The following is a 16862-nucleotide window of genomic DNA, read 5'->3' as shown; positions in this document are numbered from 1 at the left end:
TGAGTGATGATGGAAGGGCCCTGCGATCGCTCTGGGTGACCTTTCGTCAGGCAGACAGCGTGCGATCCGTCGGTAGCCGGACGATCCGCGGGGCGTCCGCCGCCGCCAGCCGCTCGCGCACGAGGCGCTGGGCGGCCGCCACCGAGCGGACGTCGGCCGGCTCGGTCTCCGCGGCGTGCTGCGTCGCCACGAGCGCGGCGATCGCCGCCTGGTTGGCGATCTCCACGGCCGTCCCCCCGTCGACCGGCAGGGCCACGACGGGGACCGAGCGCCACACCGCCACCTGGGCGGCGACGAGCGCGGTGGGCGACCCCCCGCGCACGACGACGGCGCCCGGACGGTCGTCGGCCACGAGCGCGTCGATCCGCGGGAGGAGGACGGCGGCCTCGGCGGCCGGGCCGGCCTCGGCGTCGTCGACGATCAGCACCCGGCCCGCGAGGGCACCGAGGTCGTCGAGGGCCTCGTCGACGGCCATCGGGTCGCGGCCGGTGGCGACGAGCACCGGGAGGACCTCCCGATCGCGGGCTCCGAGCGCCGCGAGGACGTCCGCGTCCTCCACCGAGGCGACGAGGACGAGGAGCTCGGGGAGAAGGCCGTCCTGCTGCTCACAGGCAGTCATCTCGACCTCCTCTGCCGGAGTCCGGTGTGGCGTGTCGCTGACCAGCCAACACGAGACGTGGACCCAGCTGCAGGGCCTGGTCACGGATCTACCCCGACGACGTAACGACCCGTGACGCAGTGTGCGACTTGGTCGCGTCCAATCCGTGATCCCACCGTGATCGGGCGGCGAACGACACGGATGTAGTCACGCAGGGGGTCCGAGCAACGGGCCCTCCGACGGGCCGCACGGGCGCCGTGTACGCTCTTGAACCACGCGCGAGTGTAGTTCAATGGTAGAACATCAGCTTCCCAAGCTGAATACGCGGGTTCGATTCCCGTCACTCGCTCCACGACCATCGTTGCAGGTCACAGGCCCGTCGCCCGATCACTCGGGAGGCGGGTCGTTCTGGTCCCAGGGGCATCGGCGGGATCTCCGTTGCCCTGCCCCGCCCGTCACGACACCCTGCGCGGGTGCTGGTGCGACGGGAACGACGCGAGGACGTGGACGCGGTCCGGGAGGTCGTCGCGGCGGCCTTCGCCGGGGACGACGGACGGGAGCCGATCGAGGTCGGCCTGCTCGCGAGGCTGCGGGACGACCCCGGCTGGCTGCCGGTCTACTCGCTCGTCGCCGAGGAGCCGGACGGGCCGGTCGTCGGGCACGTCGTCGCCACCCGCGGCGACGTCGACGGACGGCCCGCCCTCGGCCTGGGCCCGATCGCCGTGCACCCGAAGTGGCAGGGACGCGGCGTGGGCTCGGCGCTGGTGCACGCCGTGCTCGGTGCCGCCGAGGGGCGCGACGAGGCGCTCGTCGCCCTGCTCGGCGACCCGGCCTTCTACGGGCGGTTCGGGTTCCGCCCGGCCGGCGACCTCGGGATCGTCTCGCCCGACCCGGCCTGGGGCGCGTTCTTCCAGGCCCGGTTGCTCGCGGGGCCGGCGCGGCGTGGGTTCTTCCGCTACGCGGCGCCGTTCGCCGAGCTCTGAGGGACCCTCAGGCCTTCCCGACCGCCAGGGCGGCGATCCGCGGCCCGTCGGGGCCCTCGGCGATGAGGTAGCTCGCCGAGAAGCTCGCGATCTCGGTGTCGTCGGCGGCGCGGCGCCGGAACCGTGCCTCGTACCGGGCGCAGGTGGCGTTGAGGACCACCGTCACGGAGGCCTCGACCTCGGTGCGGTCGAACCCGGCGTGGCGCAGGCCCTCGATCTGCGCGCGGGTGACCCCCACGACCTGCTCCGCGTCGTGGAGCCACCCGGTGCCGCCGGACGAGCTGAGCAGCATGGGGACGCCGTAGAACCCGAGGATCGCCTCGACGTCGTCCCGTTCCCCGCGGGCGAGGGCCACGAAGCAGTCCAGGTAGGTGGCGAACCAGAGCTCGACGTCCTCGGAGGTCACGCCACCATCCTGCCCACCCCTGTGCTCAGCCGGCGAGGAGCTCGTCGAGGCGCTCGTAGCCCTCGCGCACTCCGTGGTCCATGCCGCTGGAGAGCACCAGGTCGCGGGTCTCCACCGAGTCGTAGAACGAGAGGCCCTCGAGGCGGGTCCGGCCGTCGCCGAGGTCGGTGAAGGTCATCGTCTCGAGGCTCACGCCGTCGGGGAAGCCCTCGAAGGTGAAGGTCTGGACGATCCGCTCGTTGGGCCGGACCTCGTGGAACGAGCCGTAGAACCGGTACTCGCCGTTCTCGTCCCGATGGGTGTACCGGTAGGCCCCGCCGGTCTGGCAGTCGAAGCGGTCGATGTCCATCTCCAGCCCGCGCGGGCCGAGCCAGCGCCGCACGAGCTCGGGCTCGGCGTGGGCGCGGAAGACGCTCTCGACCGGGGCGTCGAACTCGCGGGTGATGATGATGGTCGGGGCGTTCGGGTCCGCCGCGATCGTCGTCTCACGGGTCGTGGTGTTCATCAGGAAGCTCCTCGTTCGCTGTCGGGTCGGGGGGTCGGCTGTTCGGTGCCCATCTCGGCGAGGACGTCGTCGAGACGGCGGTAGCGCTCCTCGGCGCGGCGCCGGTAGCGCTCGATCCACTTGGTCATCAGGTCGAAGACCTCCGCCTCGAGGTGGACCGGCCGTCGCTGCGCCTCGCGGCTGCGACTGACGAGGCCCGCTTCCTCCAGCACCTTGAGGTGCTTGGAGACCGCCTGGACGCTGACGTCGTAGGGCTCGGCGAGCTCGTTGACGGTCGCGTCGGCGGCGGTCAGGCGGGCCACCATGTCGCGCCGGGTGGGGTCGGCGAGCGCCGAGAACACCCGGGAGAGTTGGTCGTCCACGTCCACTCCTTGCTCAACCTTGCGGTTGACGAGAACCGTACCCCCGGGCGTCCAGCGTGTTCAACCCCTGAGTTGAACGAGACCCCGACGGTGGCGAGCCCCGGCGACAGCCCCGAGGATGCCGACGTGACCGACCTCCGCATCGACCCCGAGATCGCGACCGCGGTCGCCCGCCTGGAGACCGACGGCTGGCTGCCCCTGCGCCGCGAGACCGTCGCCGAGGCCCGCCGTGTCTACCGGGCCCTGGCGCTCGCGCGCCGCGGCGACGCGGTGACCGAGGTGGGGTCGGTGCACGACGACGTGGTGTCCGACGCCGTGACCGGGACCGACACCGCCGTCCGGATCTACGAGCCGGCGGGCGAGCGCCAGGAGATCACGGTGGTCTGGCTGCACGGGGGCGGCTGGGTGCTCGGCGACCTCGAGACCGGCGACGCCTCGGCGCGGCGGGTCTGTGCGCACCTCGGGGCGACCGTCGTGTCCGTCGACTACCGGCTCGCCCCGGAGCACCCGCACCCCGCGCCGCTCACCGACGCCCACGCGGCGCTGCGCTGGGCCGGGGCCCGGCGGCCGTCGGACCGGCTCGTCGTCGCCGGGGACAGCGCGGGCGCAGGCCTGGCCGCCGGCACCGCCCTGCTCGCCCGTGACTGGGGTCCGCAGCTCGACGCGCAGCTCCTGCTCTACCCCGGGCTCGACCCGTCGATGGCGTCCGCGTCGACGGCGGAGAACGCGGACGGGCCGTTCCTCACTCGCGCGGACCTCGAGTGGTTCTGGGAGCGCTACCTGCCCGATCCCGCGCTGCGCCACGACCCGTCGGTGGCCCTGCCCGAGGTCGCGGGCGACCTGCAGGACGTCGCCCCGGCCGTCGTCGCCACCGCCGAGCTCGACCCCCTGCGCGACGAGGGACGGGCCCACGCCGACGCCCTCGAGGCCGCCGGCGTGATCGTCCGCCGGCTGGAGGGCGCCGGGCTCATCCACGGCTACTTCGGGCTCGCCGTGGCGTCGAGGGCAGCCCGTGAGGAGGGCGACCGGGCCCTCGAGGCGCTCCGGGACCTGCTCACGCGCTGAGGCCGACACGCGGGACCCGCCCGACGGCGGCACGCTGCGCCGAAGGGTTGTGGAGCCCTGGCGCGTCTGCGAGGCGGCCATCGAGCGTCCGCCCAGCGCCGGATGGACCGCCCGCCGCGCACCGATGGCCGCTCGCGGGGATGGCTGGGTGCGCACGAGCAACACGGTCCCGCCCGTCGAACCTCTCGTCGCCACGACCCGGGGACGACGCCCGTTCGAGGTCTCCAGGGCGCCGGAGGGGCTCGTCGCAGCCGTCCGAAGGCTCGCTATGTTGAAACGGTCCGATCACGGAAAGGTCACGACGGCACGCTCCCCCGTTGCGCCGCCGGGCCTGTAGTCGATGACGAGCGAGGTGACCGTGCCCCGACACGGCCTAGGCGAGCCGGACACCGTTCCGTTCTCCCTGAGCGGTACCCGGACGACGACGCGCGGAACCCGGTTCTCCCCGCGCTCCACCCCCGGCACCATCCTCGTGGCCGCCGTCGCCGCCGGTGCGGTCCTCCCCGCCGTGCAGGCCCTCAGCACGGCCCACGTCGCCGACGCGGAGGCCCCGCAGGCGCCGGACCCCGCGTCGACCACCGCCGCGCTGTCCCTGGCCTCCCAGCACCGCGCCGCGGGCACGGCGGGCCACTCGAGCTCGGTGAGCCCGATCTCCATGCCGGCCACCTCGACCGGGACCGCACAGCCCGCGGCCTCCTCGTCGTCCGACGACGAGCCCAGCGCCGGCGACGCCTCCGACGTCTCCTCGATGCTGAAGTCCATCGAGTACGAGCGCGAGAACGGGCCGCTGGAGTTCGGGCGGCCGTACGAGGCCGGCAACGAGCGCACCCTCGACGGCCAGATCGCCAAGGCGCTCGGGCTCATGGGTCTGCCGCAGCGCCTGGCCCCGGGCGTCAAGAAGATCATCATGCGGGAGTCCACCGGCAACGCCGACGCGGTGAACGACTGGGACTCGAACGCGGCGAGCGGCACCCCGTCCAAGGGCCTCATGCAGCTCATCGACACGACGTTCCGCAACGCGGTGCTGCCCGAGCTCGCCGACCGCGGCATCTTCGACCCGGTCGCCAACATCACCGCGGGCGTCCGCACGATGATCGCGAACCACAGCATCGACGACGTCCTGGCCGGTGGCCTGCGGAACTCGTCGGGCAACTACATCGGCTACGGCGGCGCGGCGATCCCCGACGACGGCCTGGGCCTCGCCGACTGACATCCCGTGCCCGGTGCGGGTATGCCGGAGCCATGAGCGAACGAACCTGGCTGATCACCGGCGCCTCGCGCGGTCTCGGCCGCGCCCTCACGGAAACGGTGCTCGAGGCCGGTGACCGCGTGGTGGCCACGGCCCGCGACGCCGGCGCCCTCGACGACCTCACCGCGAAGCACCCCGAGCGGCTCCTGACCCGCGACCTCGACGTCACCGATCGCGACGCCGTGTTCGCGGTGACCAACCAGGTCGCCGGCGAGACCGGCCGCATCGACGTCCTCGTCGCCAACGCCGGCTACGGCCTGGCCGGCGGGGTCGAGGAGGTCACCGAGCAGGAGGCGCGCCGGCAGGTCGAGGTGAACCTGTTCGGCGCGCTCTGGTCGATGCAGGCCGTGCTGCCGACCATGCGCGCCCAGCGCCGGGGCCACCTGCTGCCCATCTCGAGCATCGGCGGCGTCGGCGCCTTCCCCAACACCGGGCTCTACCACGCGACGAAGTGGGGCCTGGAGGGCTTGTCCGAGTCGCTCGCCCAGGAGGTCGAGCCCTTCGGCATTTACGTGACGATCGTCGAGCCGGGCCCGTTCCGCACCGACTGGAACGGCGGCAGCATGGTGCGCGCGACGCCGATGCACGCCTACGACGACGTCCTCGGGCCGCGCCGGCAGGCGATGGACGGCTCGTCGGCGTTCACCCAGCCCGGCGACCCCCGCCGCGCGGGCGAGGCGATGATCCGCGTCGTCGACGCCGACGACCCGCCCCGTCGTCTGCTGCTCGGCGAGTTCGCGGCGGACCTCGCCCCGAAGCTGTGGTCGCAGCGCATCGACGAGGCCGAGGCCTGGCGCGACGTCGCCGTCGGCGCCGACTTCCCGGAGGGCGAGCGCTGAGTTCTGTGGAGCGGGGCAGGTGGGCCCGAGGACCGCGAGCTGGAGATCAGCGCCGCGGCCTCGGGCAGGTCGAACCGTCCTGACCCTGCTCGAGGCGCCCGCCTAGACCTCCGGCCCCTTCTGCAGCGCCGGGCGCAGGGCGTCGAGGACGCCCGGGTCGTCGATCGTCGACGGCACGGCCTCGTCCTTGCCGTCGGCGATCCCGCGCATGGTCTTGCGCAGCACCTTGCCCGAGCGGGTCTTGGGCAGGGCGGGGACGATCGCGACGTTCTTGAACGACGCGACGGCGCCGACCTCGTCGCGCACCATCTTCACCAGCTCGGCGTTGAGCTCGGCCTCGTCGCGCTCGACCCCGGCCTTGAGCACGACGAACCCGCGCGGGACCTGGCCCTTCATCGCGTCGTGCACGCCGATGACGGCGCACTCGGCGACATCGGGGTGGCCGGAGAGGACCTCCTCCATCGAGCCGGTGGACAGGCGGTGCCCGGCGACGTTGATGACGTCGTCGGTGCGGCCCATGACGTAGAGGTAGCCGTCCTCGTCGAGGTAGCCGCCGTCCCCGGTGAGGTAGTAGCCCTCGTAGCGCGACATGTACGACTCGCGGAACCGCTCGTCGTCGTCCCACAGCGTCTGCAGGCAGCCCGGGGGCAGCGGGAGCTTGATCGTGATCGCACCCTCCTCGCCGCGGGGCAGCACCGACCCGTCCACGTCGAGGATCTCGACCTGGTAGCCGGGGACGGGCACCGACGGCGAGCCGGCCTTGAGCTCCATCGGCTCGAGCCCGCGCAGGTTGGCCGCGATCGGCCAGCCCGTCTCGGTCTGCCACCAGTGGTCGACCACCGGGACGCCGAGCTTCTCCGACGCCCAGGTCCAGGTCTCGGGGTCGAGGCGCTCTCCGGCGAGGAAGAGCGTCTCGAGGCTCGAGATGTCGTAGTCCTGCAGGAGCACCGCGTCGGGGTCCTCCTTCTTGATGCCGCGGAACGCGGTGGGCGCGGTGAACAGCGCCTTCACCCCGTGCTCCTGGACCACGCGCCAGAACTGGCCGGCGTCGGGCGTGCCGATCGGCTTGCCCTCGTAGAGCACGGTCGTCGCCCCGATGAGGAGCGGCGCGTAGACGATGTAGGAGTGCCCGACGACCCACCCGACGTCGGACGCGGTGAACATGACCTCGCCGGGCCCGACGTTGTAGATGTTGGGCATCGACCAGGCCAGCGCGACGGCGTGGCCGCCGTTGTCGCGCTGGACGCCCTTGGGCTTGCCGGTGGTGCCCGAGGTGTAGAGCACGTAGAGCGGGTCGGTGGCCGCGACGGAGACGCAGCCGACGGGCTCGGCGGCCTCCTCGGCCTCGGCCCAGTCGAGGTCGCGCTCGGTCATCGCGGCCTCGGCCTGCGGGCGCTGGAAGACGATCACCCGGCCCGGGTCGTGCTCGGCGAGCTCGACGGCCTTGTCGAGCAGGGGCTTGTACTCGATGACCCGCTTGCCCTCGATGCCGCAGGACGCGCTGACGATGGCGGTGGGCCGGGCGTCGTCGATCCGGACGGCCAGCTCGCGGGCGGCGAACCCGCCGAAGACGACGCTGTGGACGGCGCCGATCCGCGCGCAGGCGAGCATCGCGACGGCCGCCTCGGGGATCATCGGCATGTAGATGATCACGCGGTCGCCCTTGTCGACGCCGACCGAGCGCAGCACCCCCGCGAAGCGGGCGACCCGGTCGCGCAGGTCGGAGTACGTGTAGCGCTGGCGGTCGTCGGTCACCGGCGAGTCGTGGATCAGCGCGACCTGGTCGCCGCGTCCGGCGTCGACATGGCGGTCGAGCGCGTTGTGGCAGGTGTTGAGCTCGCCGCCCTGGAACCACCGCGAGAACGGCAGCGCGGAGGAGTCCATGATCGTGTCGGGTTCGCGGTACCAGTCGATCAGGCCCGCGGCCTCGCGCCAGAAGCCGTCGGGGTCGGTCATGCTGCGGTCGTAGGCCTGCTGGTACTCGCCACTCATGGGGCGACCCTAACGACGCGACAAGGCCCGGCGCACCGCCCGAGGCGACGGACAGATCGTTCCGTTCTGGATTTTCCCGTAGCCTCCCTACATGGCCCGCGTGTCTCCGGATCTCAGCTTCCTCGTGGACAAGGCGAGCGAGTCCCTCGCCGTACGGATGACCGCCGCGCTCGCCGACCTGGGCCTCACCGCACGGCAGTACTGCGTCCTCGACAAGGCCTCGGCCGGCGATCGGACGCAGGGCCAGATCGCCGAGGAGGCCCTGCTCGACAAGACCACGATGGTCACGACGCTCGACGGCCTCGAGCAGGCAGGCCTCGCCCGCCGTATCCCGTCGCCGACCGACCGGCGCGCCCGCCTCGTGGCGACGACCGACGCCGGCGAGGCCCTCGTCGAGAAGGCCGCGGCCGTGATCCAGGACCTCTACGACGAGGTGCTCGGCGTGCTCGGGCCGGAGCGCGAGGCCGTGGTCGACGGCCTGTCCCGGCTGGTCGGCCCGGGTGGACCCCTGGCCGTCGACGCGGGCGCCGCGCGCCGCCGACGATCGTCCCGAACCTGATGGAACATTTCGGGATAGTTCTGAAATAGACGTTCTGCTACGGTCGGACCATGCTTCGTGCCGCCCGCCCACGCACCGCGTCCCCCTGGGTCGCCCTCGCGGTGCTCAGCACCGCCATGCTCATGATCATCTTGGACGGGACGATCGTCAGCGTGGCCCTGCCCGCGCTGCGCGCCGACCTGGGATTCACCGACGCCGGGCTCTCGTGGACCGTCAACGCGTACCTGATCCCGCTGGGCGGGCTGCTCCTGCTCGCCGGACGTCTCGGCGATCTTGTCGGGCGCCGCCGGATCCTCGTCGCGGGCCTCGTGCTCTTCGTCCTCGCGTCGCTGGCGTGCGGGCTCGCGGCCGGCCCCGCGATGCTCGTCGCCGCCCGGGCGGTGCAGGGCGTGGCCGCAGCGCTCGCCTCGTCGGTGGTGCTGGGGATGGTCGTCGAGCTGTTCGAGAACCCCGGGGACCGCGCACGGGCGATGGGCGCCTACGCCTTCCTCGGCGCGGCCGGGGCGTCGATCGGGCTGCTGCTAGGCGGGGTGCTCACCGAGGCCCTCTCCTGGCGCGCGATCTTTCTGGTCAACGTGCCGATCGGGGCCGTCGCGACGGCACTCGTGCTGCGGATCCTGCCGCGCGATGCGGTGCGGCCCGGTGGCAGCCGCCCCGACCTGCTCGGTGCCCTGCTCGTCACGCTCGGCCTCGCCGGGCTGGTGTTCGCGATCGTCGAGCCGGGAGGCGCGCGTGGGGTCGCCGCCGCGCTGGCCGTGGTCCTGCTCGCCGGCTTCGGTCTCCGCCAGGCCCGGGCGTCGGCGCCGCTCGTGCCGCCGCGGGTGCTGCGCTCGCGCGCGGTGTCGCTCGGCAACCTCGCCCAGGTGCTCACCATCGCTGCGATGATGGGCTTCCAGTTCGCGACCGCCCTGTTCCTGCAGCAGGTGCTGGGCTACTCGCCGGCGGCCACGGGGGTGGCGATGACGCCGGTCGCGGTGATCATCGGGGTCGTCGCGCTGCGGGGCGCGGGGCCGCTCATCTCCCGGTTCACCGCCCGCCGCGTGCTGCTCGCCGGGCTCGGGCTGCTGCTCGGGGGCTTCGCCGTCCTCGTCGGCGCGCCGGGGACCGACTACCTCAGCGACCTCCTGCCCGCGCTCGTGCTCCTCGGTCTCGGGGCCGGGCTGGTCATGCCGTCGGTGACCACGATCGTGATGGCCGACGCGGACGCCGACACCACCGGTCTGACCTCGGGGCTGGCGAACACGGGTCAGCAGGTCGGCGGCGCGATCGGCATCGCCGTGCTCGCCGCCGTGGCGGCGACCGACGGCTTCCGCGCCGCCTACCTCGTGGCCGGCGCCCTGGTCCTCGCGGCATCCCTGGTGGTCACCGTCGGCCTCCGGCCTCGTGCCTGATCTTCTGAGCTATAGCTCAGAAGATCACGCACGTCGGGACTTGACCTTGGTGGCCACGCGGCGGGCCCCGGCGAGCACGTCGCCGGGGTCGACGCGCGTCAGGGCCCCGTCGGTGAGCACCGGCTCGCCGGCCACCCACACGTCGCGCACGCCCCGGGAGCCGCTGGCCCACACGAGGTTGGAGACGAGCTGGGCGTCATCGTCGGGGTCGATGAAGGCCGGGTCGTCGAGGCGGACGTGCACGACGTCGGCCCGGGCGCCGGGGGCGAGGACGCCGAGGTCGTCGCGGCCGAGCGCGCGGCCCCCCTCCCGCGTGGCCATGGCCAGGGCGTCGGCCGCGGTGAGCGCGGTGGCGTCGGCGCCCCGCAGGCGGGCGAACAGCGACGCGAGGCGCTGCTCCTCCCACATGTCGAGGTCGTCGTTCGAGGCCGGCGAGTCGGTGCCCAGGCCCATGCGGACGCCGGCGGTGCGCAGCTCGGCCACCCGCGCCGTGCCGGCGGCGAGCTTCGCGTTCGAGCCCGGGCAGTGGGCCACGGCGACGTCGTGGCGGGCGAGGATCGCGATGTCGTCGTCGGAGAGCTGGATCGCGTGTGCGGCGAGCACCCGTCCGCCCAGCGAGCCCGTCGCCTCGAGCATCGCGGGCACCGAGCCGAACTCGGCGCGCACGTCGTCGTCCTCGCCCACCGCCTCGGCGACGTGGAGCTGCATCAGCGCGCCCCGCTCCCGCGCGAGCGCCGCCGTGGTCACGATCGCCTCGGTGGGCAGCGTGTACGCGGCGTGCGGGCCGTAGCCGAGCTCGATGCGCTCGCCGGGTCCGAAGCGCAGCCCGTCGGCGTCGATCCAGCGCGTGATCGCGTCCCGCATCTGCTGCCAGGTGCCCAGGCGCTCCATCCCGGGCGCGGTGATGATCCCCGGCGTCATCACCACCCGGGAGCCGATCTCGAGCACCGCCTCGACGACGTGCTCGCTCTGGAAGTACATCTCGGCGGACGTGGTGACGCCGCCGCGCAGCATCTCCGCGGTGCCCGCGAGCATCCCGGCGCGCACGTCGGCGCCGTCGAGCTTGGCCTCGGCCGGCCAGACGACCTCGAGCAGCCAGCGCATCAGCGGCAGGTCGCCGCCCATCCCCCGCAGCACGGTCAGCGGGGTGTGCGCGTGGGTGTTGACCAGGCCGGGCATGAGCAGACCGGTCACCCGCGTCACCGGCGCGTCCGTGGCCGGCGCGGTGTCGGCCGGCCCGACGTGGGCGATCCGCCCGTCGTCGTCGAGGTCGACCACCGCGTCGCGCAGCACCGACATGGAGGCGTCGCAGGGCAGGACGACCGGAGCAGCGAGACGATGGGAGAGGCGGCGCACGGTCTCAGACTGTGCCACGGCCCGCGCCGAGCCCGAACCAGGCGAGGACGGCGAGCACGCGGCGGTGGTCGTCGCCCGAGTCCCGGGCGAGGCCGAGCTTGTCGAAGATCGACGAGATGTGCTTCTCGACCGCCCCCTGACTCAGGGCCAGGGTGCGCCCGATCGCCCCGTTCGCCCGGCCCTCGGCGACGAGCGCGAGCACCTCGCGCTCCCGCGCCGTGAGCGAGGCGCGGGGGTCGCGGCGGGCGAAGAGCGCCGAGACGACCTCGGGGTCGAGCACGGTGCCGCCCGCGGTGACGCGGGCCAGGGCGTCGGCGAGGTCGTCCAGGCGGGTGACGCGGTCCTTGAGCAGGTAGCCGACGCCCCCACCCGCGCCCAGGAGGTCCTGGGCGTAGGACACCTCGACGTACTGCGAGAGCACGAGGATCGCGGTGCCCGGGACGTCGCGACGCACGCGCAGCGCCGCCCGCAGCCCCTCGTCGGTGAAGTCCGGCGGCATCCGGACGTCGACGACCGCGACGTCCGGCCGGTGCTCCGCGACGGCCGCGACGAGCGCCTCCCCGTCGCCGACGGCCGCCACCACCTCGGCGCCGTTCTCACCGAGGAGGCGCACGAGTCCCTCGCGCAGCAGCACCGAGTCCTCGGCGAGCACGACGCGCATCAGCTCTCCCGGACCGGGAGGCTCGCGGTGAGCACCGTCGGGCCGCCGGCCGGGCTGGTGATCGCCAGCGTCCCGTCGACGGTGGTGACGCGGTCGGCGAGGCCGGCGAGGCCGTGCCCCTTGCCGGAGTGCGCGCCGCCCCGGCCGTCGTCCTCGACGGAGACGACGAGCCGGTCGTCGTCGAGCGCGGCGGTGACCGTGGCGCGCGAGGCCGCGGCGTGCTTGGCGACGTTGGTGAGCGCCTCGGTGACGACGTAGTACGCCGTCGTCTCCACCGCCGCGGGCAGGCGCCCGGGCACGGCCACGTCGAGGGTGACCGGGACGGGGCTGCGCGCGGCGGCCGCGCCGAGGGCGGCGTCGAGCCCGCGGTCCGAGAGCACCGGCGGGGCGATGCCCCGGGAGAGCGCGGAGCTCGGCGAGGGCCTCGCGGCTCTGGGCGATCGCCTCGTCGAGCAGCGGGCGGGCCTTCTCCGGGTCGTCGTCGAGGCGTCGCGAGGTGGCCTCGAGGTCCATGGTCATCCGCACCAGCCGTTGCTGCGGACCGTCGTGCAGGTCCCGCTCGAGGCGGCGCATGGTGGTCGCCTCCACGTGGACCGCGGCCCGCCGGCCGGTCGCGAGCTCGTCGGCGCGGGCGCGCAGGGCGGCGGTCTGGTTGGTCAGGAGCCCGCGGGCCAGCGCCGCCCGGGTCGCGACGAGCCCGCGGACCAGCCAGGGGAACACGGCGAGCATCACCGCACCCAGCACGGTGTTGACGACGATCTCGGCGACCCGGCTCTCGGTGCCGCTGAGCAGCCAGAACAGGCCCCGGCGGTCCTCCGGGCCGTCGGGCAGCGCCCACTCCCACGCCACGAACAGCAGGCCCCCGAGGCCGCCGACGCCCCAGCACAGGGCGATCAGGGCGGTCGCGAGACGGACCGGGAACCCGAGCACGGCGTGCAGCAGGTCCCGCCACGCCTGCGGGTCGCCGATCATCGCCAGCGAGAGCGCCGGGCGGCCCGCCCCGGGCACCGCCACGCGGTAGTGGTGCGGCGGCAGGGCACGGCCGGTGACGCGTTCGGTGCTGCGGCGCTCCACGGTGGCGAGCCCGCGCGCGGCCCACAGGGTGGCGGCGAGGATCGGGACGCCGATCCAGAGGATCAGGGTGGACACCCCCAGCGAGAAGCCCGCGACGGCGACGACGAACGCGGCGACGCCCAGCGGGAGCCCGGCGAGCAGGTAGGCGGTGCGGCGCCACAGGCCGCCGGCGGCCTCGTCGGTGTCGGTGGGCGTGGGTACGGCGAGCGACATCGTGGTCATGCCTCCGGACCCTGCTCGTCGTCCACGGCCGGCCCCAGCCGGTGATCCTCCCGGTCAGGGTAGGGACAACCCCACCCCGGACGGGGCGCCTGCCGGCTGTCGAGGTCGCGCGGTGCCGCGGACCGTGGTCCGCATGTCGATCCTCGCCGTCTCCCCTCCTGTCCCCCGCCCCGTGCGCGCCGCGGTCGTCGTCTGGCTGGTCGCCGTCGGCGCCGGGGTCGCCGAGACCCTGGTCCACCTCGCCCTGCCGGACCCTCCCGGCCCGGCCGCGCTGGCCAAGCGCGCCCTGATCTACGCCGGGGTGGTCGTGCTCGTGCTCGCGCTGCCGGGGGGCCGCAACACCGTGCGGTGGACGCTCGCCGTGCTGCTCGGGGTGGTGGGGACGGCCTCGCTGGTCGTCGAACCGCTGACCTGGCTGGCGACCGGGGCCTCACCCGTCGCGTACCTCGCCGGCGCCGGGGTGCCGGACCTCGCCGTCGTCGCCCTGCGGGTCGTGCACCTGGCGGCGGTCGTCGTCGCCCTCGTGCTCATGTTCCGGCCGGAGGCGAACGCGTTCTTCCGTCACGCGCGGCCAGCTCGGCGAGCGTCCGGAGCTGGCGACGCATCATGACGAGATCACCCCAGGCGAGGGCGTACCGCAGGAGCCCGCCGCGGCGGGCGCCGTCCACCGTGACCGTGGCGACGAGCCGGGAGCCGCGGGGGTCGGGCGCCACGGCGTAGGTGACCGCGAACTCCGCGAGCGAGCCGGTCCCGCGCCGCCGGAGCCGCAGCGTCAGCTGCTCGCCGGGATCGAAGGAGTCGACGACGAAGAGCACCAGCAGGCGCTGCCCGACACGCAGGTCGTCCGCGCCCGGGGTCAGCAGGCGCGGGCTCCGTCGGCCGCGGTTGTCGAGCAGGTCGTAGCTGTACGGCGCGACGGTGAGCTGGCAGACCCAGAGCCACAGGTCCTCCGGGCTCGCCGCCGACGTGACGCCGCGGGTCCAGCGGGCCCGGGGCACGGGCACCAGGACGTCGGCCGGGGTGTGCCGGGCGCGCTCGTCGGGCGTCGTGCCCCAGTGCTCCGGCAGCTCCACCGGGCTACCGCTCGAGGAGAGAGCGCAGCGAGCGCAGCGGCGGCAGCCAGGCGCCGGCGTCGGGCAGGGTGTCGAGGCTGACGCGCGGCAGGGGCTCGCGGAAGACGCCGTCGATGTCCTCGAGGTCGAGGAAGTCGACGATCTCCGAGGACACCGCGAACGCGGCGTACTCGCGGAACCCGATGACGGTGACCGTGACGCCCTGCGCCACCAGGTCCTCGAGCGGCTCGCGGAACGCCCGCCCGTCGCCGGAGGCCACGACGACGTGCGCGAGCCCGCCCTCGGACCGGCGCAGCTCGATGTGGGCGAGCATGTCGTCGTCGACGTCCGAGTCGTCGGCGGACTTGGGCTTCGCGAAGACCGCGAAACCGACGTTGCGCAGCGCCTCGACCCAGGGCCGCACGATCTCGGTGGAGCCCGGCACGACGTTGGTGAACACCGTGGCCTCGGCGACGCCCTCGGGCCCGGCCTCGCCGAGCAGCCAGCGGCCGACCGCGTCGAAGCGGGGCCGGAACGCCGACGTCGGACGCGTGCCGAGCAGCGAGCCGAGGCTCATGTCGATGTTCGGCGCGTCCCAGACGAGCAGCGTGCGCGCGGGCGGCGCCTCCGTCGTGGGTACCGCGCCGACACCCTCGTCGACCCGCACGTCGGCGCCGCCGGCGATGTCGGTGGGCGGGCTGGCGAGGTCGGCGGGCGACGGCGCGGGTGACACGGGGCCGACTCTAACCGCCCGGCGCCGGGTCCGATGGGTGCTCAGGACTCGCCCCCGGCAGCTTCGGTGCGCACCAGGAGGAGATCGCGGCTCGGGCGCCCCTCCTGCTCGGCGCGGGCCTCGAACTTGGTGCGCGGACGCCACGCCGGCCGCGGCGCGAAGCCGCCGTGCGGGTTCTCGAGCAGCGGCTCGGCGTCGGTCACCTCGAGCATCCACTCGGCGTAGTCGGCGACGTCGGTGGCGAGGTGCAGCGTGGCGCCGGGCGCGAGGCGGGAGGCCATGAGGGCGACGGTCGCGGGCTGGACCAGGCGGCGCTTGTGGTGCCGGCGCTTCGGCCAGGGATCGGGGTAGAAGACGCGCAGGCCGGCGAGCGAGTCCGGGGCGACGAGGTCCTCGAGCACCACGACGGCGTCGCCGCGCAACAGGCGCAGGTTGGGGAGCTCCTGCTCCTCGAGGCGCATGAGCAGCTGCGCGAGCCCGGGGGGATAGACCTCGACGGCCACGTGGTCGGCGTCGGGCTCGGCGGCGGCGAGGGCGGCGGTCGTCTCGCCCATCCCGGAGCCGATCTCGAGCCGCAGCGGGGCCCGTCGGCCGAACCAGGCGGAGGCGTCCAGCCGGCCGTCGTCGAGCGGCGGCCGTGGGCCGTCGGGGTCCCGGTCGAAGCCGGCGGCGTTCGCCCCGTACCGCGTCCAGAGGCGGTCCCAGGCCCGCTGCTGACCGGCGGTCATCCGCCCGCCGCGGTCGGTGAAGCTGACCACCGAGCGGCGCGGGACGTCCGGTCCGGACGTCGGGCGCGTGTCGTGATCGGTCTCCACGTCCTGATCCTCACATCCCGCGCCCCGGCGCGAGAGGTGCGGGACCGGTGGTGGGGTCAGGTCCTGCGCAGCGAGGCCAGCGACGCGTCGTCGGGGGTGATCCGGATACGGACGGCCGCGTCGGGCAGGCCGAGGACGGCGCCGACGAGCCTGCGAGCCGAGGCGTCGGCCTCCGCGAGGCGGTCGACCACCACCTGCTGCCCGGAAGGGCCGAAGCGCAGCGTCCATCCGCCGGAGGCGAAGGTGGCGGTCACCGCGTGCACCACATCGGTGAGTCGCGGCAGCGGCCTGGTCAGCGGCTCTGCCAGGGCGGGCGTGCGGCGCCGGGTCAAGGGGACGAGGGTCACATCCGCACATCGCGCAGATCACAGACCGGGTTAGCGGATTCGCGCGAGATGACCCGGTCGGGCGATCGGTGGTCCCCGGACGGCCTCCGTGAGGGCCTCTGTCAGGGCCCCTGTCAGGGCCTCCTCTGTCAGGGCCTCTGTCAGCGCCCGCCGCCGCCGGACGAGGGGCCGCCCTCGATCACCTGCTGACGCTGCGTCTGCCGCGCGCGGCGCTGCTGCTCGTACTGACTGCTCATCTCCGACTCGATGGTCTCGCTGCGCCGCCGGCTCCGGACGCGGGCGAGCAGCAGCAGCGTCAGCCCGTGGAGCACGCCGAGCAGGAGCATGACGCCGCCGAGCTGCGTGATGACGATCTGCACCGTGCCCTGGACGTCGAAGGGCCGGTACGTCGAGATGAGGGCGAGGAAGCCCAGCGCCACGAGGTGGAACAGCACCCCGAGCAGCCGGTTGGTCGAGACCGCCGTCTCCTCGGAGTCGAAGACGTCGCGAAGGAATCCGATCCCCGAGCGCATGAGGATCTGGCCCACCACCAAGGTGATGATCGCGCCGACCACGACGATGAAGAGATACGTGCCGGTGTCGAGCACGGGGTGCCTTCCTCGCAGGTGACGGTTGGTGAGCAGTCTCCCCCGATGGGCGATCACGCGAAACCC

Annotated in this window: 20 protein-coding genes, 1 tRNA gene and 1 pseudogene; 8 read left to right on the top strand and 14 right to left on the bottom strand. The window is 74.0% G+C overall.

Annotation, left to right across the window (positions count from 1 at the left end; translation table 11 throughout):
* Nucleotides 1–46: 46 nt before the first annotated feature.
* Nucleotides 47–619 (bottom strand): hypothetical protein, encoded by a 573-nt coding sequence (locus OG774_RS21850; RefSeq protein WP_328304301.1) that lies wholly within the window; start codon nt 617–619, stop codon nt 47–49.
* 257 nt (nt 620–876) lie between these two features.
* Between OG774_RS21850 and OG774_RS21845 the strand changes: the two genes are divergently transcribed.
* Nucleotides 877–950 (top strand) — tRNA-Gly (locus OG774_RS21845).
* Nucleotides 951–1071: 121 nt separating this feature from the next.
* Nucleotides 1072–1581, top strand: a complete 510-nt coding sequence (locus OG774_RS21840; protein WP_328304299.1) for a GNAT family N-acetyltransferase — start codon at nt 1072–1074, stop codon at nt 1579–1581.
* 7 nt (nt 1582–1588) lie between these two features.
* Here the strand turns inward: OG774_RS21840 and OG774_RS21835 are convergent, their stop codons facing one another.
* The 3 genes from OG774_RS21835 to OG774_RS21825 are packed head-to-tail and all read right to left on the bottom strand — an operon-like array spanning nt 1589 to nt 2860.
* Complete coding sequence (locus OG774_RS21835) at nt 1589–1987, bottom strand: DUF6841 family protein (RefSeq protein WP_328304297.1); 399 nt, start codon at nt 1985–1987, stop codon at nt 1589–1591.
* A gap of 25 nt (nt 1988–2012) precedes the next feature.
* On the bottom strand, nt 2013–2492 hold the full coding sequence (locus OG774_RS21830; protein ID WP_328304295.1) for an SRPBCC family protein: 480 nt from the start codon (nt 2490–2492) through the stop codon (nt 2013–2015).
* Nucleotides 2492–2860, bottom strand: a complete 369-nt coding sequence (locus OG774_RS21825) for an ArsR/SmtB family transcription factor (protein ID WP_328304293.1) — start codon at nt 2858–2860, stop codon at nt 2492–2494. The genes OG774_RS21830 and OG774_RS21825 overlap by 1 nt, the downstream gene beginning before the upstream one ends.
* Nucleotides 2861–2980: 120 nt before the next feature.
* Here OG774_RS21825 and OG774_RS21820 point away from each other — a divergent pair, with 120 nt between their 5' ends.
* The 3 genes from OG774_RS21820 (at nt 2981) to OG774_RS21810 (ending at nt 6007) form a co-directional block, all read left to right on the top strand.
* Entirely contained in the window at nt 2981–3919 is a 939-nt protein-coding gene (locus tag OG774_RS21820; RefSeq protein WP_328304291.1) for an alpha/beta hydrolase, read from the top strand.
* Nucleotides 3920–4391: 472 nt separating this feature from the next.
* The gene (locus OG774_RS21815; RefSeq protein WP_328304289.1) at nt 4392–5129 is read left to right on the top strand and encodes a transglycosylase SLT domain-containing protein; all 738 of its coding nucleotides are present in this window, start codon (nt 4392–4394) and stop codon (nt 5127–5129) included.
* Nucleotides 5130–5161: 32 nt separating this feature from the next.
* Nucleotides 5162–6007, top strand: coding sequence for an oxidoreductase (locus OG774_RS21810; RefSeq protein ID WP_328304287.1), 846 nt, complete (start codon nt 5162–5164; stop codon nt 6005–6007).
* Between the two features lie 102 nt (nt 6008–6109).
* Here OG774_RS21810 and OG774_RS21805 read toward each other — a convergent pair whose 3' ends face one another.
* On the bottom strand, nt 6110–7999 hold the full coding sequence (locus tag OG774_RS21805; protein WP_328304285.1) for a propionyl-CoA synthetase: 1890 nt from the start codon (nt 7997–7999) through the stop codon (nt 6110–6112).
* 91 nt (nt 8000–8090) lie between these two features.
* Here OG774_RS21805 and OG774_RS21800 point away from each other — a divergent pair, with 91 nt between their 5' ends.
* Nucleotides 8091–8558, top strand: a complete 468-nt coding sequence (locus OG774_RS21800) for a MarR family winged helix-turn-helix transcriptional regulator (RefSeq protein WP_328304283.1) — start codon at nt 8091–8093, stop codon at nt 8556–8558.
* A 50-nt stretch (nt 8559–8608) separates the two neighbouring features.
* Entirely contained in the window at nt 8609–9949 is a 1341-nt protein-coding gene (locus OG774_RS21795) for an MFS transporter (RefSeq protein ID WP_328304281.1), read from the top strand.
* Nucleotides 9950–9973: 24 nt separating this feature from the next.
* Here OG774_RS21795 and OG774_RS21790 read toward each other — a convergent pair whose 3' ends face one another.
* The 4 genes and pseudogenes from OG774_RS21790 to OG774_RS21775 form a co-directional block, all read right to left on the bottom strand.
* Complete coding sequence (locus tag OG774_RS21790) at nt 9974–11248, bottom strand: amidohydrolase family protein (RefSeq protein ID WP_328311079.1); 1275 nt, start codon at nt 11246–11248, stop codon at nt 9974–9976.
* Between the two features lie 61 nt (nt 11249–11309).
* On the bottom strand, nt 11310–11966 hold the full coding sequence (locus OG774_RS21785) for a response regulator transcription factor (RefSeq protein WP_328311077.1): 657 nt from the start codon (nt 11964–11966) through the stop codon (nt 11310–11312).
* Nucleotides 11966–12241, bottom strand: coding sequence for a sensor histidine kinase (locus tag OG774_RS21780; protein ID WP_328311075.1), 276 nt, complete (start codon nt 12239–12241; stop codon nt 11966–11968). The genes OG774_RS21785 and OG774_RS21780 overlap by 1 nt, the downstream gene beginning before the upstream one ends.
* Before the next feature lie 184 nt (nt 12242–12425).
* A pseudogene (locus OG774_RS21775) lies at nt 12426–13253 on the bottom strand (sensor domain-containing protein); the annotation flags it as partial.
* A 142-nt stretch (nt 13254–13395) separates the two neighbouring features.
* Between OG774_RS21775 and OG774_RS21770 the strand changes: the two are divergent.
* On the top strand, nt 13396–13872 hold the full coding sequence (locus OG774_RS21770) for a hypothetical protein (protein WP_328304279.1): 477 nt from the start codon (nt 13396–13398) through the stop codon (nt 13870–13872).
* Here OG774_RS21770 and OG774_RS21765 read toward each other — a convergent pair.
* The 5 genes from OG774_RS21765 to OG774_RS21745 form a co-directional block, all read right to left on the bottom strand.
* On the bottom strand, nt 13790–14335 hold the full coding sequence (locus OG774_RS21765; protein ID WP_328304277.1) for a polyketide cyclase: 546 nt from the start codon (nt 14333–14335) through the stop codon (nt 13790–13792). The two genes, OG774_RS21770 and OG774_RS21765, sit on opposite strands and share 83 nt — an antisense overlap.
* A gap of 4 nt (nt 14336–14339) precedes the next feature.
* Complete coding sequence (locus OG774_RS21760; protein WP_274196304.1) at nt 14340–15047, bottom strand: NYN domain-containing protein; 708 nt, start codon at nt 15045–15047, stop codon at nt 14340–14342.
* 41 nt (nt 15048–15088) lie between these two features.
* Nucleotides 15089–15775 carry a tRNA (guanosine(46)-N7)-methyltransferase TrmB gene (gene trmB / locus OG774_RS21755; protein ID WP_328311073.1) on the bottom strand — a complete coding sequence of 229 codons (687 nt, stop codon included), beginning with the start codon at nt 15773–15775 and terminating at the stop codon, nt 15089–15091.
* Between the two features lie 143 nt (nt 15776–15918).
* Nucleotides 15919–16116, bottom strand: coding sequence for a hypothetical protein (locus OG774_RS21750; protein WP_328304275.1), 198 nt, complete (start codon nt 16114–16116; stop codon nt 15919–15921).
* Between the two features lie 233 nt (nt 16117–16349).
* A complete protein-coding gene (locus tag OG774_RS21745; RefSeq protein ID WP_274188839.1) occupies nt 16350–16796 on the bottom strand; it encodes a hypothetical protein in 447 nt (148 codons plus the stop codon).
* Nucleotides 16797–16862 lie beyond the last annotated feature (66 nt).

The organism is Actinomycetospora sp. NBC_00405 (genome assembly GCF_036044095.1).
GTDB lineage: Bacteria > Actinomycetota > Actinomycetes > Mycobacteriales > Pseudonocardiaceae > Actinomycetospora > Actinomycetospora callitridis.
The sequence above is the reverse complement of the archived record's forward strand: the minus strand, read 5'-3'. Positions and strand labels throughout refer to the sequence as shown.

Excerpts from the sequence above, each read along its gene's own strand:
- OG774_RS21850 (WP_328304301.1), bottom strand. The coding sequence starts at position 619 with ATGACTGCCTGTGAGCAGCAGGACGGCCTTCTCCCCGAGCTCCTCGTC.
- OG774_RS21795 (WP_328304281.1), top strand. The coding sequence starts at position 8,609 with ATGCTTCGTGCCGCCCGCCCACGCACCGCGTCCCCCTGGGTCGCCCTC.
- OG774_RS21810 (WP_328304287.1), top strand. The coding sequence starts at position 5,162 with ATGAGCGAACGAACCTGGCTGATCACCGGCGCCTCGCGCGGTCTCGGC.
- OG774_RS21770 (WP_328304279.1), top strand. The coding sequence starts at position 13,396 with ATGTCGATCCTCGCCGTCTCCCCTCCTGTCCCCCGCCCCGTGCGCGCC.
- OG774_RS21790 (WP_328311079.1), bottom strand. The coding sequence starts at position 11,248 with ATGTCGGTGCTGCGCGACGCGGTGGTCGACCTCGACGACGACGGGCGG.
- OG774_RS21785 (WP_328311077.1), bottom strand. The coding sequence starts at position 11,966 with ATGCGCGTCGTGCTCGCCGAGGACTCGGTGCTGCTGCGCGAGGGACTC.
- OG774_RS21805 (WP_328304285.1), bottom strand. The coding sequence starts at position 7,999 with ATGAGTGGCGAGTACCAGCAGGCCTACGACCGCAGCATGACCGACCCC.
- OG774_RS21830 (WP_328304295.1), bottom strand. The coding sequence starts at position 2,492 with ATGAACACCACGACCCGTGAGACGACGATCGCGGCGGACCCGAACGCC.
- OG774_RS21800 (WP_328304283.1), top strand. The coding sequence starts at position 8,091 with ATGGCCCGCGTGTCTCCGGATCTCAGCTTCCTCGTGGACAAGGCGAGC.
- trmB (WP_328311073.1), bottom strand. The coding sequence starts at position 15,775 with ATGACCGCCGGTCAGCAGCGGGCCTGGGACCGCCTCTGGACGCGGTAC.